Source organism: Kibdelosporangium phytohabitans (genome assembly GCF_001302585.1).
Lineage (GTDB): Bacteria > Actinomycetota > Actinomycetes > Mycobacteriales > Pseudonocardiaceae > Kibdelosporangium > Kibdelosporangium phytohabitans.
Genome location: NZ_CP012752.1, coordinates 7,401,657 through 7,416,819, shown reverse-complemented (window position 1 = coordinate 7,416,819; position 15,163 = coordinate 7,401,657). Strand labels below are relative to the sequence as shown.

General features: G+C 68.8%; 13 protein-coding genes. 4 read left to right on the top strand and 9 right to left on the bottom strand.

Features of this window, described 5'->3' with window-relative positions; all coding sequences use genetic code 11:
• Nucleotides 1-421: 421 nt before the first annotated feature.
• From AOZ06_RS33335 to AOZ06_RS33310, 6 genes are all read right to left on the bottom strand, one after another.
• Nucleotides 422-784, bottom strand: a complete 363-nt coding sequence (locus AOZ06_RS33335; RefSeq protein WP_054293019.1) for a hypothetical protein — start codon at nt 782-784, stop codon at nt 422-424.
• Nucleotides 781-3,483 (bottom strand): FtsK/SpoIIIE domain-containing protein, encoded by a 2,703-nt coding sequence (locus tag AOZ06_RS33330; protein WP_054293018.1) that lies wholly within the window; start codon nt 3,481-3,483, stop codon nt 781-783. Before AOZ06_RS33330 ends, AOZ06_RS33335 begins: the two co-directional genes overlap by 4 nt.
• A complete protein-coding gene (locus tag AOZ06_RS33325; RefSeq protein WP_054293017.1) occupies nt 3,483-3,728 on the bottom strand; it encodes a hypothetical protein in 246 nt (81 codons plus the stop codon). The genes AOZ06_RS33330 and AOZ06_RS33325 overlap by 1 nt, the downstream gene beginning before the upstream one ends.
• A complete protein-coding gene (locus AOZ06_RS33320; protein ID WP_054293016.1) occupies nt 3,725-3,985 on the bottom strand; it encodes a hypothetical protein in 261 nt (86 codons plus the stop codon). Before AOZ06_RS33320 ends, AOZ06_RS33325 begins: the two co-directional genes overlap by 4 nt.
• Nucleotides 3,986-4,020: 35 nt before the next feature.
• Nucleotides 4,021-6,684: an AfsR/SARP family transcriptional regulator gene (locus tag AOZ06_RS33315; RefSeq protein ID WP_157233399.1), complete on the bottom strand. Its 2,664-nt coding sequence runs from the start codon at nt 6,682-6,684 to the stop codon at nt 4,021-4,023.
• A 74-nt stretch (nt 6,685-6,758) separates the two neighbouring features.
• Complete coding sequence (locus AOZ06_RS33310; protein ID WP_054297097.1) at nt 6,759-7,334, bottom strand: histidine phosphatase family protein; 576 nt, start codon at nt 7,332-7,334, stop codon at nt 6,759-6,761.
• Between the two features lie 162 nt (nt 7,335-7,496).
• Between AOZ06_RS33310 and AOZ06_RS33305 the strand changes: the two genes are divergently transcribed.
• From AOZ06_RS33305 to AOZ06_RS33295, 3 genes are all read left to right on the top strand, one after another.
• Nucleotides 7,497-7,688: a CbtB domain-containing protein gene (locus AOZ06_RS33305; RefSeq protein WP_054293014.1), complete on the top strand. Its 192-nt coding sequence runs from the start codon at nt 7,497-7,499 to the stop codon at nt 7,686-7,688.
• A gap of 17 nt (nt 7,689-7,705) precedes the next feature.
• Nucleotides 7,706-8,452: a CbtA family protein gene (locus tag AOZ06_RS33300; protein WP_054293013.1), complete on the top strand. Its 747-nt coding sequence runs from the start codon at nt 7,706-7,708 to the stop codon at nt 8,450-8,452.
• A gap of 177 nt (nt 8,453-8,629) precedes the next feature.
• Nucleotides 8,630-9,094, top strand: a complete 465-nt coding sequence (locus tag AOZ06_RS33295; protein WP_054293012.1) for a hypothetical protein — start codon at nt 8,630-8,632, stop codon at nt 9,092-9,094.
• A 98-nt stretch (nt 9,095-9,192) separates the two neighbouring features.
• On the opposite strand, the gene AOZ06_RS33290 is transcribed toward AOZ06_RS33295, so the two are convergent.
• The 3 genes from AOZ06_RS33290 to AOZ06_RS33280 all read right to left on the bottom strand — a co-directional run bounded on the left by AOZ06_RS33290 (nt 9,193) and on the right by AOZ06_RS33280 (nt 14,059).
• On the bottom strand, nt 9,193-10,410 hold the full coding sequence (locus AOZ06_RS33290) for a glycoside hydrolase family 18 protein (RefSeq protein WP_054293011.1): 1,218 nt from the start codon (nt 10,408-10,410) through the stop codon (nt 9,193-9,195).
• 147 nt (nt 10,411-10,557) lie between these two features.
• Nucleotides 10,558-12,594: an AMP-binding protein gene (locus AOZ06_RS33285; RefSeq protein WP_054293010.1), complete on the bottom strand. Its 2,037-nt coding sequence runs from the start codon at nt 12,592-12,594 to the stop codon at nt 10,558-10,560.
• A gap of 172 nt (nt 12,595-12,766) precedes the next feature.
• On the bottom strand, nt 12,767-14,059 hold the full coding sequence (locus tag AOZ06_RS33280; RefSeq protein ID WP_083472783.1) for a M14 family metallopeptidase: 1,293 nt from the start codon (nt 14,057-14,059) through the stop codon (nt 12,767-12,769).
• Nucleotides 14,060-14,325: 266 nt separating this feature from the next.
• Here AOZ06_RS33280 and AOZ06_RS33275 point away from each other — a divergent pair, with 266 nt between their 5' ends.
• A complete protein-coding gene (locus AOZ06_RS33275) occupies nt 14,326-15,153 on the top strand; it encodes an LLM class flavin-dependent oxidoreductase (RefSeq protein WP_054293008.1) in 828 nt (275 codons plus the stop codon).
• The last annotated feature ends 10 nt before the right edge of the window (nt 15,154-15,163 follow it).

Sequence of the window (15,163 nt, the reverse complement as noted above, 5' to 3'; positions counted from 1 at the left end):
TTGGCGAGGGCGAGGACCCGGCACAGCCTCCTGCCCCGAGGTCTGCTCCCGGCGAGGGCCCATCTTGTTCCGTGCAACAACCACACCGTTCTGGACACATCCCAGCCGTAGCCACAGCTGGGATGTGAGCACGGACCAAGCGGGTCCCTCGCCGGGCTGCAGACCTCAAGGCAGGAGCCCCCCGAAGCCGACCTCTGCGCTTGCGGTTCGCCGCTCGGGCTGGCTGTCGCTCGGGTTGTTTGGGTTGGTTCTGCGCTTACGGGCTCACCGCTGTGGGTTGGATGCCGCTCAAACCAACCGGACAGGTTCACACCCGCGCCCCGGCGCCATCTCGGGTTGACTGTCGCCGGAAGATGGGCCTGAGCCGGTTCCAGAAACGGCCTCGTTCAAAGAAACCCTGCTGAGTCGAGGGGTACCGGGGTCAGAGCTTCTTCGGCCAGACTGCTTTTCGCAGGGCTGCGGTGAAGGCGTTGGTGGCTGGTTCGATCTCCGCTATGTAGTCGTCCAGGCGGTCCGGTCGCCCGGCCGGGTCGGGATCCGGCAGCGGGCCTCTGCTGATCCAGGAGATCCCGTCCATTCGCGCGACCACCTGGCGCCACCAGCCGGTGATCTCCTTGCGCACCTGTTCTTCCTCTTCCGCCGCCGCCTTGATCTCCCGGTCGGCCGCTGTGATCTCGGTGACCACCTCCACCCGGCGGCGCCGTTCCCGTTCCGCCAGCTTCTGCGCTGCCTGGCGGGTCACGTCCAGGATTTCCTTGTAGCGCGCGACGGGGTCCTGTGTCATTCCGTTCCCACCGTGTCGAAGGGGATGATCACGTCCGGGCTGCTGTGGATCGACTTGTCGAAGAAGATCGCCCGCTTCGGCCTCGGTGACCAGTCGATGATCTGCCCGGCCGCGATCGCGTTCAGCTCAGCCCCTTGCACATCCAGGGCCACCCACGCCCCGATGTCGTCCACTCCGCCGAAGCCCAGGGTCTCCTTCATCCTTCCCACCCCGCGCCACCAGCCGAAGGTGTGCACGTGGTTCGCCGGGCCGTTCTTCAGCAGGGCGCGCAGGTCGTCGAGCTTGCTGCGCATCGCCGGTGGTTGCTTGCGTTCCAGCCACTGGTGTGCGGAGTCCACCGCGAAGAACAGGATGTACCGCGGCCGTTCACCTGACGCGGGTACGAGGTCGGCGATCTCCTCGTCTGTCCTGTGATCCACCGAGTGGCCGATCGCCGTGAGGATCTTCGCCAGCCGGGTGACCCGTTCCCGCAGTGCGGGTACCGCGCACCAGATGCTGAAGTCGACCGACCCCGCGGGGTGTCTGCGGGCCAGTGAGAACGTGATGCTCTCCATGATGGCCAGCGCGTCCGCTGTCGCTGTGCCGATCACCGCGAGGTTGCGGCCGGGCACCGCGTCGATGTCCATCACCGCCGCCCGGCAGCCGACGTCGATCACCTGGCCGAGCAGTGGCCCTGTGGGCTCGTCGAAGTCGGACGCGTCCGCCAGCAGTGGCTGGTGTGCGCCGTCGAACAGCTTCGGAGCCGCCGACTGCCACGTCTCCCACAGCCTTGTCTGCAGGCGGTCGAACGTTCCCTTCGCCGAGGCGTCCGGTATGTGCGCGACCTGGTTCCCGTGATGCACGCCCGAGTCGTGGTTGATCACCGCGTGCCACCGCGGCAGGCTGAACGCCGCGTTGTTGGTCTCCGTCAGCACCCTTCGCGCCTTCGGCATCGCGATCCTCAGCGTGCACTGCTCGAACACCGCCGGTTTGCCCCAGAACGCCTCGATCCCGGCGATGTCCTGGCTGGCCAGCACCAGGTGGATGCCCTGCGACCTGCCCCGGCGGGCCACGTCCTCCAGCAACACCGTCGCCTGCTGGGTGATCCGGTCACGGCCGCCGAACAACGCTTGGAACTCGTCGATCACCGCGACGATCCGCGGCCAGTGCCCCTCCGGGTCGGCCTCCCGCAGCTCCGCGAGCTTGGTGACCTCCTGCCGCTTGGCCGCGTCCGCCCTGCGCGCCAGCTCCTCGGTCAGGAACCGCAGCAGCGCCAGACCGAACTCGCGGTCGGTGTTGACGTTCACGCCGACCAGCCGCGCCTGCGGCAACCAGCTCGGATCCTTGCGGCCCGGCGCCAGCCCGGCGAACGACACGCCTTCCTTGAAGTCCAAAAGGTACAGTTCGAGCTCGCTCGGCGCGTACCTCGCCGCCAGCCCGCCGAGCATCGCGTACAGGAAGTTCGTCTTCCCCGAGCCGCTCGGCCCGGCGATCAGCGCGTGCGGTGTGGCGTCGCCGAGCACGACCTCGACCGGGACGCCCTCGGCGAATCCCACGGGGGCGCGCAGTTCGTCGCGTGAGCTGTGTGTGCCCAGTCGCGGGGGCAGCAGGTCGTCGAACGTCCGCGGCTTGCCACGACGCGCGATCAGGTCCTGCGCGATCGTCGCCGCCGCCCGGCTGGCCAGGCTGCCGTCCGGCGCGTCGTCCGGCCGGAACCGGACTCCCGGCCCGGTCATGCTCGTCGTCGCGTTCTGCGGGTCGGTGAACACGATCGTCTCAAGTGGACTGTTCGCCGACAGCGGCACATCGACGCAGATCAGGCTCACGCCCGCGTCGATCCCGGTGCGCGCGACGCGTTGCAGTTCGCGTTGCTGCTCGTCGGGCAGGCGTTCGCCGTTGCCGAACAGCACCACGATGCGCCACGGCTCGACGCGTTCGCCCTTGGCGACGCAGACCGACCGCAACGACGTTTCGCCCTCGCGCATCGCCTTGGCGTGCACGCGGCGGATGTGCCCGGCCATGTCGGCCAGCAGGTCGTCCAGCCTGGTCGGGTCGTGGATGGTGAGTAAACCACCGGCTGTCAAGGGCTGGAGGTTGGGCAGCGAACCGGTCAGGTGCCCGATGTCCCACAGATGGACCTTGACAAGACCGGGCCGGAAGTAGCTCATCACCCGCAGTAGCAAGGACTCAACCAAAGAGTCCACAACGGACCGGCCATCTTGGGCGGAATTCACGCGCAAATGGGCACGGTCGAGTAAAGGCACCGCCACCGGGAACTCGTCGTGCACCGGCGCCTCCTCCACGACGGCCGTACCGACCCGCCACAGCTCAGGTGCGGTGCCACCGGCGTCCGTGCCGACCTTGCCGAGCCAGTCCGGCCACGGGAGCCCAGCGGCGCCGTCAGCCGCCTGCGCGACCAGCGCGCGCAGCTTTCCCGGGCCTTCCGGGTGCCAGCCCCGGTAGAGCTCGTCGCGTTCGGCGATCACCTTGTCCCATGTCCTGGCCAGCGCGGGCCGGCCGCGCAGCTCGGTGATGTGCGGGTCGAGCCGCGCGCGCGACAGGCCCAGCTGCATCACCGACTGCTCGAATTCGAGCTGGTCCTTGGTGGTTTGAGCGTTCTGGCGCCTGGCCGCGGCCGCGCCGAGGGCGAGCCGCAGTGCCTTGCGCAACTCGTCGAGCGCGTCCAGTGCGCGCTGCCGGCGTTCGCCTTTGCCCAACATTACAGCCTCAGCAGGTAGTCCAGGATCGACTGACGGGCCGCGGCGATGAGTTCCCCGGCCGTCGACAACTGTGCCATCGCGTGATCCAGCTCGACAGGGTCATACCCGTTCGGGTCCCTGCGTACCGCCACCAGGGTGGCTCTGGACTCGGCCAGTAACGGAACCGCCGACCTCGTCGTCGCGCGGGCTCGTTCCAGCGTGAGATTCACTTCACGCAGCGCACCGGCCAACTCCGAGATCGTCAAAGCCTGCTCGCGTAACCCTCGGCCGACGAGATGCTCGCCTGGATCGCGTTCTGCGCGCCCTCGAGCGTCTGCAGCGCCTCGGTCAGCAGGTTCTGCGCCTGTGCCACGTCGTGCTGGCTGCTGCCTTGCGTCGCGTTGAGCAGTGCGTTGCGCGCCTCGTCCAGTTGCATGGAAGCCTGGTTGATCGCGGCGATCCCGCTCTGCGACTTCTCGTTGGCCAATGCGATCCCAGCTTTGATTTCCTCAACGCCCGCCATGCCGCCACAAGATACTGTTGATCTCCCAGGCGGTCTCACCCGGGTGGCTCAACCACCGATCCGTCCTCATTGGAGCTGGTCACGACTGATGCCGCTTTGTCGAGCAACCGGGATACTTCGGCGGCCGAACGGTTGTCGCCGCTGCGCAGAAGGGCGTCCAGCGACTCCGTCAGCAGATCCCTTGCCCGGGCGCGATCCCCGGTACGCAGGAACAACTCCCCAGCGTGCCGCCGCGCGTACGCGACGCAGTGGTCGTCGCCGAGGTGCTCGAACATCTCGGTCGCCTCGGCCAGGTGATCCAGGGCCTGCGCGGGCTCGCGCAGCCCGGCCAGCCGCTGCAGGGCGTGCGCCTCGCGGTGCCGGTCACCGATCAGCGCCGACTGCGCACGTGCCCCGGTCAGCCATTTCTCAGCCTCTGGAAGCCTTTGCTGGGCAAGCAGAACCGTGCCGACGGCGATCTTCGCGGCCGCCTGGAGGTGCGGTTTGCCCGTGCGGACGAACATGCGCAGCGCCAGCCGGTGGTGGCGCAGCGCACCCGGGTAGTCACCGCGGATCCGCGACGTCGTGCCGATTCCGGCGTGGGCTATGCCGATCCCGGTGTCGTCCCCGGTCTCGGTGAACAACCCCAGCGCCTGCCGTGTCGCGGCTTCGGCCTCCGGGTAGTCGTCCTGGTAGAGCGCGACCTGGCCCTGGTTGCGGCGGATGATCGCCTCGCCGTGCCTGTCGCCCGCGGCACGGGCGCCGCGCAACGCGATCTCGTGCGAGCGTTGCCAATCGCCGTGCCTGCCGCGCAGATCGAAGTACGGCGCGGTCATGGCGGGGATGCGCCACGCGTGCCGCTGGATCCCCAGCCGCTCGGCGAGCTCGAGGACCGCTGTGATCGACGGCATCTCCGCGTCGAACCACGCTGCCGGGTCGGCGGCGCTGAGCAGGGTGTTCCCGTGCGGTGGAACGACGGGGTGCGGGAGGACGCCGAAGAACGCGACCGGCATGCGTGCGGCCGCATGTGTCGCACGCGCCAGGTACCCGTCGAGCACGCGCCGCGCGGCCGTCTGTAATTCACGTCGTGGATCACCGGACAGTCGTTCTGTTGCGTAACACCGGAACAAGTCGGGCATCCGGTACCGGACCGTTCCGGTGGCGTCCGCCGACGCGGCGATCAGATTGGCGTTGACGAGTGTGTCGGCGACCTCCTCGGTGTCCGGGCGGCCGACGAGTGCCGCGATCACCCAGCCGGGGAACGACACCGGGCCGAGCATCCCCGCGAACCGGAACGCCCGCGCCGCCGCGGCGGGCAGCCGGAGGTAGCTGTCGGTGACGCTGGCCCGGACGGCAAGGCTTCCGGTTGTCAGCTCATCGAGCCTGCCGTGTTCGTCGGCCAGCCGCCCCGCTGCGACCCGCAACGGGACCGCGCGCCGGGTCGCGATCCGCGTTCCGGCGACCCGGATGGCCAACGGCAGATTGCCGCAGGCGCGCAGGATCTCTGTCGCCTGATCCGGTTCAGCGGCCACCCGGTCGGCACCGGCGACCCTGGCGAGCAGGTCGTGCGCGTCGGTGTCGGTGAGCGCGCCGAGCCGAATCGTGACGGCACCCGGCAGCTCGGGCAGCCAGGTCCGGCTGGTGATCAGCACGGCGGATCGGCCGGATCCCGGCAGCAGCGGCAGCAGTTGCGCCGCGCCCGCCGCGTCGTCGAGCACCACCAGCAGTTCGCGGCGCGCCAGCACCGACCGGTAGCGCGCCGCGCGTTCGTCGAGATTCGCCGGGATGTCCGTGACACCAAGGGCTTTCAACAGGTATGCGAGGACATCGGCTGGATCCCGGTCGCGCAGGCGCACGTACAGCTGGCCGTCGGGGAACGCGCGGGCGACATCGTGTCCGATATGGACGGCCATTGTGGACTTGCCGGAACCCGGTGGCCCGGTCAGCAGGACGGCCGCCGGCCTTCGGTCCAGTTCCGCGCGTGCCCGGTCCACGATGTCGCGGTGACCGGTGAAGTCGGGGATGGCAAGCGGCAGCTGGCAGACCGGGAAGACGTCGGTCTGGATCTGCGCGCAGGCCCTGCGCAGGTCCGGCCCCGGCCGGGTACCGAGTTCCTCGGCCAGCACGCGTTCGGCCTCCCGGTACGCCTGCAGGGCCTCGGCGGGCCGCCCGGCGCGGTGCAACGCGTGCAGCAGGTGCCGCCAGAGTTCCTCGCGCAGCGGGTGTTCGGCGAGCAGGCCCCGCAGATCCGCGATCGGGACAGCCGGGCTGCGTTCGATCACCGACAGCCGCAGCTCCTCCAGCCTGGCCAGGATCGGTTCCCACACCGGGCTGCGCGGCAGGTCCGCCAAGGCGCGGCCCCGCCACAACGCGCTGGCCTCGGCCAGTTCGCCGTCCCGTGCTTTGGCTTCGAACGTGGTCATGTCGAGCTCGCCGGGACCGACCGAGACCTGGTAGCCGCCGGGCTTGGTGCACACGCGCGCGCCGATCGCCGTGCGCAAGGAATGGGCGTACGTGCGGACGTTCGCGACGGCCGAGCGTGGCGGTGACCCCGGCCAGAGGACGTCGACCAGCGTGTCGACACCGACCGTGGTGTTCGGCTCCAGCAGCAAGGTGGCCAGCAGCAACCGCGGTTTGCGGCCGCCGAGCGCGACCGGCCGTCCGCCCGCGCTGACCTCCAGTGGGCCGAGCACGCGGAATGCCATCTCGGAGCTGTCCACGCGGACCCCCAGTGGGTAGGCGAGGCGAACCGCCCCCGATGGTAATCCTTGACCTCGGGACGGCCTAGAGTTGGTTACTGATTTACCGCGTGGCCGGTTTCCCGCAATGTCCAGTTCGACCCCGAGACGGACAGGCGCGTGACCGACAGGGGAGAGACGTCTATCCGCCAGAAAGCCTGGGCGGGCGCGGCCAGCACGTGCACGACCGCGGCACGGACAACCGCCGGGTGCGTCACCGCCGCAACGCGTTCTCCGGTGCTGCGCAAGCCATCCAGCCAACCACCCACGCGGGTCAGCACGTCGCTCACGGACTCGCCGCCGTGAGGCGCCGCCGTGGGATCGGTCAGCCAGGAGAAGTCCGTGACATCGTCGAGCGCACGCCCGCGCCAGTGTCCGAAGTCCAGATCGGCCAATGCCTCGTCGACGGTCGCGTCCCAGCCGAACGCGGTCGCGGTCTGGCGGCAGCGGGTCTCGGGGCCGGTGTGGAAACGGGTGAAACGCCCAATGTCCGCAACGGGCGAATCACCTGGTCGTTCCAGAGGCTCGTCGTCGGGGAATCTCGTACCGCGAGTCGCGGAGGTGGCCGCGTGGCTGATCAACGTGAGCCTCGTGGCGGCATTCGGGTGAGCAGTCTCTCCTGGCGTTGACACGATCTCAGGCTCCTGCCTACGGTCCTCTGGCCATTCGTCGGAGTAAGCCGGTGAGAACCCGGCACGGTCGCGCCACTGTATGCGGGCACCCACCCGCAAGTCAGACACTCCGGCGGCCACGAGAAGCCCCATGGGTCGCGTCAGCCCGAGGAGGTCACACCGGTGACTACCGCAGCAATTCCCGTACCGGTTCCCATCCGCATCCCCATTCGACAGATCCTGCCGTGGGCTGTGTTCACCGCGATCGTCGCCTTGCTGATGCTCTACTTCGTCGGCAGCGCGCAGGGTGCGGACAGCGTCATCCACGAGTTCGTCCACGACGGACGCCACTTGCTGGGCTTCCCCTGCCACTGAGGGGACGCGGCATCCACATGAAAATTGGAAACCTCCTCGTCCGGGGCATGCTCGCCGGACTGCTCGCCGCTGTGCTCGCGTTCGTCTTCGCCTCGGTCTTCGGTGAGCCGCAGGTCGACAACGCCATCGCGGTCGAGGAGTCGCAGGCGGCGCCCCCGGACGCCGGGCACGAGCACGGCGGCGGGGAAGAGGAAGTCGTCAGCCGGGGCGTGCAGAGCACCGCGGGTCTCGCGGTGGCGACGGGCGCGTACGGCTTGGCGTTCGGCGGGTTGTTCGCGCTCGCGTTCGCGTTCGCGTACGGCCGGATCGGCAACCTCAGCGCCCGCGCGACGGCAGCTGTGCTGGGAGTCGGCGCGTTCCTGACCGTCTTCCTGGTGCCGTTCCTGAAGTACCCGTCCAATCCACCGGCGGTCGGCCAGCAGGGCACCATCAGCGAGCGAACCAGCCTGTACTTCGTGCTGGTGCTGATCTCGGTGGTGGTCGCGGTCGGCGCCACCGTGGTCGCGCGTCGCCTCGAACCGCGCCTCGGCGGGTGGAACTCGGCATTGCTCGGTGTGCTCGGCTACGTCGTCGTCCTCGCCGTGCTGACCCTGCTGCTGCCCAGGATCAACGAGGTGCCCGCCGGATTCCCGGCCAGCCTGCTCTGGAACTTCAGGATCGCCTCATTGGGCACTCAGCTGGTCCTGTGGGCCGGGATCGGCCTGCTCTTCGGGGCGATGACCGAGCGAAGCGTCCGGCGTGTCGCGCGAACCGGCGCATCATAGCCCGCTGACCTGCGGGTTCGCATCAACCGTTGCACGTAGGGCCCCCTGACTCGGGTTAGGGGGCCTTATCTGTGTTCAGCGTCACGTTTCGTGACGTACCATGGAGCCAGGCGATACGGGGATCGCTCGGATGGAGCAACAGGCGAACAGGGGTATAGGGGATCTGTAATGACAACGATGACTCAACCGGCTCCGGCATGGCTGCGTGAGCTGGCCGCGGCCAGGGCCCACTACGAGGAAACCTTCGGCTGGCCGGTGGCCGTCCAGGTCGGTCAGCGCCAGCTGGCCGTGGCCCTCGGTCAGGTGCTCGACGCGATCACCATGCCTGCCGGCCTGGCGGATCAGGTGAACCAGCAGCTGGGCATCGCGATGCTGTCCGGACCTGTGATCGCCCACCCGGACGGCGGGCGCTGGACGTTTCTCACCCAGGCCGCGACCATGATGCGTGGGGACCTCGTGGACGGGCTGGATGGCCGCGAAGTGCGCCACGCGGGGGCGGGCGCGTACACGGTCGTGCCGACCGAGTCCGGCGACGGGGGATGGCGCTGGATCAGCGAGCCGCGACCGCACCAGATGCTCCCCTCGGCGTACGCGGTGATCGCGACGGCCCGCAGGCTGTGCGCGGCGAGCGCCGCGGCCTGAGCTGTGTCACGGGTTTGACCGGGCGGACTGGAGAAGTCCGCCCGGTTTTTTCATGCGGGGGCGCGGGTGGAGGTGCCGCGCCCCCTCTCTTACCCCGGTCAGCCGTTCTTCATCGCGGTGACGAGTTCACCGTTGGTGGTGTCGCCGGACAGCTCCCAGAAGAAGGAACCGCCCAGTCCCTGACCCTTGGCCCAGCTCATCTTCCCGGCGATGGTCGCGGGGGTGTCGTAGCTCCACCACTGCGACCCGCACTTGGCGTACGCCGTCCCGGCGATCGTCCCGGTGGACGGGCAGCGGGTCTTGAGAACCTTGTAGTCCTCGATCCCGGCTTCGTACGTGCCCGGCGCGGCGCCGGTCGCGGTGCCGCCCGGCGTCGCCTGTGTCACGCCGGTCCAGCCACGGCCGTAGAAACCGATGCCGATCCACAACTTGCTGGAGGGCACGCCCTTGGCCTTCAGCTTGGCGATGGCGTCGGCGGTGTTGAACCCGGCCTGGGGGATGCCGGTGTACGAGGTCAACGGCGAGTGCGGTGCGGTCGGGCCCTGAGCGGCCCACGCGCCGAAGAAGTCGTACGTCATCACGTTGTACCAGTCGAAGTACTGCGCGGCGGACGCGTAGTTCGCCTTGTCGATCTTGCCGCCCTCCGACGCGTCGGCCGTGATCGCGGCGGTGACCAGCTTGGAGCCGAACTTGGCGCGCAACGCCTGCGCCAGCTTGGTCAACGCCTCCGGCCCGCTCGTGTCGCAGGTCAGGCCGCACGCGTTCGGGTACTCCCAGTCGATGTCGATCCCGTCGAACACGCCTGCCCAGCGTGAGTCGTTGAGGAGGTTGTAGCAGGAGTTGGCGAACGCCGCCGGGTTCTTCGCGGCCTGCGCGAAGCCGCCGGACCAGGTCCAGCCGCCGAACGAGAAGATCACCTTGATCTGCGGGTGCAGCTTCTTGAGCCGCTTGAGCTGGCCGAAGTTGCCGCGCAGCGCACCGGCGTCCCACGTGTCGGCCACACCGTCCACACTGGACCCCGCGTCGTAGAACCTGTCGTAGTCGGCGTAGGTGTCGCCGAGCACGCACTGGCCGTTGACGACGTTGCCGAACGCGTAGTTGATGTGCGTCAGCTTGGTCGCCGCGCCGCTGGTCTTGATGTTCTTGACGTGGTAGTTGCGCTGGTAGACGCCCCATTGCGCGAAGTAGCCCAGCACGTTGCCGCTCGGCGCGGCCTCGGCTGGTGCTGTCGCGGTCGGCGAGACGGTCACGACGCCCAACGCCGTGACGAGTGCGCTGGCGAGAGTGAGGAACCTCCGCCATGGAGACTTGGACATGAGTTCTCCGTAGGTGACGCGGTGCAGCGATGCACCGCACCCAGCAGGGAACCGCGGAGCCCGCGCCTGGCCGGCGGTTGGTCGAACCACTTCAAAGTAGAGTGGACTAGACCAATACGTCAATGCCAATCCGGAACCGGGCTGTCGCTACCAGTGACCGTCCTCGAGGATCTGCCGCAGGATCTTGCCCGTCGCGTTGCGCGGCAGATCCCCGACGAAAACAACGTCACGGGGGACGGCGAAGCGCGCCAGCCGCTCGTGCACGTAACGGCGCACGAAGTCGGCGTCCAGTCGCGCGCCTGGCCTGAGCACCAGGTACGCGGCCAGGCGCTGCCCGTACTCGTGGTCCGGCACGCCGACCACGGCGGCTTCGAGCACCTGGGGGAGTGCGGTCAGCACCTCCTCGACCGGGCCGGGGAACACGTTCTCGCCACCCGACACGATCATCTCGTCGTCACGCCCCTCGACGAACAGGCGACCGTCGGCATCGAGGTAGCCGCGGTCTCCCGTGTCCATCAGGGAATGTCTCAACGCGAGATTCGCGCCGTTGGTGTAGCCGTCGAAGAGCATGTCGTTGCCGACGAAGATCCGCCCGACCACCCCGGGCGGCGTCGGCGCCCCTCTGCCGTCGAGGATCGCGATCCGTGTCCCCAATGGAGGCATGCCCGCGGTCGTCCGCGCGGCCCGCATGTCCGCCGGAGTCGCGATGGTTCCCCACGACACCTCCGTTGAGCCGTAAAGGTTGTAGAGGATGTCCCCGAAGGCGTCCATGAACTTGTCGGCCAGCCGCCCCGGTAGAGCCGACCCGCTGCTGGCCACGACCCGCAACGACGACGTGTCGTAGCGGTCACGCACGGCCTGCGGCAGATCCACCATGCGCTGCAACATGATCGGCACGGCGAACATCGACGTGCAACGATGTTCCTGGATCGCCTGCAACGCCGACTGCGGGTGGAACCGGCGTTGCAACACCAAAGTGGAGCGCAACGGCATACCGAGCTGGATCGCGGCCAGCCCCCACGTGTGGAACATCGGCGCGGCGACGAGCATCTTCTCCCCGGCGCGCAACGGAATCCGGGACAGCACCGCCGCCGCGTTGCCCAGGCCCCGCGGGGTCGGCCGCCTGGCGCCCTTCGGCGTGCCCGACGTGCCCGAGGTCAGCACCACGACCCGGCCCGGCTTCTTCGGCGGCGTGATCCGGTCCGGGTTGCCGTGCGCGATCAGCTCCTCGACGTTCGGGCCGCGCCCGAACGGCTCCGCCCACGTGCGGATGCGTGGCAGTGACTGCGGCAGGTACGCGGTGAGGTTCGTGAACTCGTCGTCGACCATCAGCAGCGCCGGGTCGTGCTGGCGGATGACCTCGGCGATCTGGGCCCCGCCCAGCCCGGTGTTCATCAGCAGCACGTCCGCGCCGAGCTTGCCGCACGCGATGAACGCCTCCAGCATCGTGCCGTGGTTGCGGCACATCAGCGCGACCCGGGACCCCTCGGTCACCCAGTACTTGGCCAGCAGGTTCGCCATCCGGTTCGTCCGCTCCTCGACATCGGCGAAGGAGTGGGACGTCAACTCGTCGTGGTAGGCGATCTCGTTCGGGATGCGCACGGCCGACGCCTGGTAGCCACCGGCGATGGTGGCGCCCCACTTGGTCAGCTGCGCCAGCTGCCTGAGCATCCGGTCCGGCCGTCCCGGCGCCAGCGCGCCGGCCTTGGCCAGGGTTTTCGCGATGCTGAGCGTCGAACCCCGCGCTGTCGCCGGATCACGCGGCACGGGCGGCAACGCGACCGGCGCGCCGTCGAGGTGGTCGCGCAGCCGCACGAGCGCCCCCTCCACGTTGCGCCGCACTGTGTTCGCACTGAACGCGTCGACCAGCAGCGTGAGCATGATGTTGATCTCGGTACCGCCGCGCGGGGCCGGCTTGAGCATGATCGACAGCCGGTGGGTCTGCCGATGCGTGCTCGACCACGCGAGGTGCTCGGCGTGCCGGAACATCGTGATCTCGACCTCGTCGTCGAACCCGACGCGCGTCAGGTAGCGCGCACCCCGGCCGTGGTGCTGCGTCAAGCGCTCACACCAACTGAGCCCAGGCACATACCGTGGGTACAGCTCGGGGTCGCTGATCACCTCCCAGACCCGCTCGGGTGGATGGCGCACGACCGCTCGCGTCTCAACGCTGTCGGATCGCATATCTACCGATGAGTAGCATCGTCCCGCCAACCGGTGCAAGTGTGTCGCCCGAACAGAGCAACCGGGTGAAAAGGCCACCAGCCCGGCAAACCGGCAAAAGCGACCTATTCCGTGGTGATGGCGCCTGCGTCGATTGCCGTGAATCCCACGCCTGCCGAAAAGGCGGTGACCGTCAGCTACCGCAGTACTGCGCCTGTTTCCCGATCGCGCGGTACGGGCAGTCGGAGATCTCGATCAGCCTCAGCACAGCCTCCTTGTTGCGGGCTGTCTCCCGCTCGATCACCTCGTCCGGCGGGTAGAAACCGCCGCCGCCCGGCCCCGTCGGGTACATCTCGAAGGTGTAGCCGAAGATCTTCTGGTCGCCCCACAGCCAGTCGTCGATCGACCCGTCGGTGACGTACAAGTCGGAGGACTGCTCAGGCGTGTAGTTGTTGGTCGACGCCATGTCCCGGCCGATCTTGGCGAACGTCGCCTGGTCGTCCGCGGTCATCCCCGGCGCGGTGTCGGCCGCCGTGTAGCCGTACGGCCAGAGGATCAGCTCGCTGTAGGTGTGGAAGTCGATACCGGTCCTGATCTGCTGCACCCCGCCGACCTTGCGGCCGCGCACGAAGTCGGCGACCGCCTTGATCTCCGGCGCCGACTCGGCCGCCGCGCCGCGGTAGGTCTCACTGCCGGTGCCGCCGGACGAACCGTTGCAGCAGCCCCACTTGAACGCCCAGTTGCGGTTGATGTCCGTGCCCACGTTCGACGAGCCCGGGTTCGGCTGCCGGTTCTTGCGCCACGACCGGTACGAGCCGGACGCGATGTCGTACTCGCCGCCGTCCGGGTTGAGGTCGGGCAGCAGCCAGATCTCACGCGAGTTGACGACGCCGGTGATCCGCTGGTCGCTGCCGTACCCCGTGGTGAGCTGCTTGAGCAGGTAGAGCGCCATCTCCTTGGTCAGGTGCTCGCGCGCGTGCTGGTGCGCGGTGAACAGCACCTCCGGCTCGTTCTCGTCGGCCGTGGCGTTGTCGGAGATCTTCACGGCGATCAGGTCGCGGCCCTCGTGGGACTCGCCGATCACCTGCTTGGACACGATCGCCGGGTAGGCCTTCGCGGCGGCGTCCACCTCGGCGGTCAGCTCGGCGAAGGTGTGGTACTTCGAGTCGGCGGGCGGGAAGTCGAACGTGCCCATGTCCGGCTGCGTCGGCGCTGCCTGCGTGCGGACGGTGAAGCCGAGCCGTCTGATCTGCTCGACCTCGTCTGGTGTCGCGGTGACCCCGACGACACCGTGCTCGGCGTAGGTCACCGCGGCACCGGTCGCGGCGATCCGGCTGCGCTGTTCGCTGGTCTTGACACCCTCGACCTGGTACTCGGCCGAGGCGCGCGGGGGTGCGCTCGACGACGGCCCCGCTGTGCCCGGAGTGAGCACGACGAAGCTGAACACGACCGCTAGGGCCAGCGCCACGGGCAATTTACGACGAATCACGCAGGGCCTCCTGCTCCGAATGGCGGGACGCGCAAGATCCTGCGCGCTCCCCGCGTTGATCGACAACCGACGACCGGAGGGGGATGTTGCCAGAGTTGCCAGGTCAGGGCCGGTGCCGAAAACCGGTTCCGGTCACCCGGTAGAGTGAGGTCACTCAAGCGATCACGCTCTCCCGGACAGCAGCCGCAGATGGAGAGCACCGCCGGATCCCGGCGTCTGAGGGGCGGCAGAACTGTCGCACGCCCTCATCAAAGGATCGAATCGTGTTCAACGTTGGTCTTGGTCTGCCTGTCGCCGACCCCGATCGCCTGCTCGACTGGGCCCGTCTGTCCGACGAAGGCCCCTTCTCCACGCTGGGCCTGCTCGACCGGCTCGTCTACGACAACCCCGAGCCCCTGATCACCCTGGCCGCCATCGCCGGTGCCACCACCAGGATCCGTGTGCAGACCGAAGTCCTGCTCGCGCCCCTGCGGGAAACCGCGCTGCTGGCCAAGCAAGCCGCCACCCTCGACCGCATCTGCGGCGGTCGCTTCACACTGGGGATCGGTGTCGGCGGTCGCGCCGACGACCACCAGGCGGCGGGCACGGACATCAAAACCCGTGGCCGCCGCCTGGACACGCAGATGGCCGAGATGCGCCGGATCTGGACAACCGGCGACATCGGCCCGGCGCCCTGCCGTCCCGGTGGTCCCGAAGTCCTGTTCGGCGCGTTCAAACCGGCCGCGCTGGCCCGCGTCGCCCGCTGGGGCGACGGATTCCTCGCCGCCGCACCGGTCGAGTGGTGCGGCGGACTGTTCGACACGGTCCGCTCGTCGTGGGCCGAGGCGGGCCGCTCCGGCTCGCCACGTCTCGTCGCTCAGGTGAACGTCGCCGTCGGCCCCGCTGAGGACGAGGCCCGGCGGCACATCTCGGCCTACTACGGCGATCAGGCCGAGTGGGCGCTCGGTCGCCTGCTGACAACCCCGGCACAGGTCCGTGACGCGATCAAGGCGTTCGCCGACCTCGGCGCCGACGAGGTGATGCTCTACTGCTGGTCGCCGCACACCGACCAGATCGCTCGTCTCGCCGACGTGGTCACGAGTAGTTGCTAACACCGCGCAC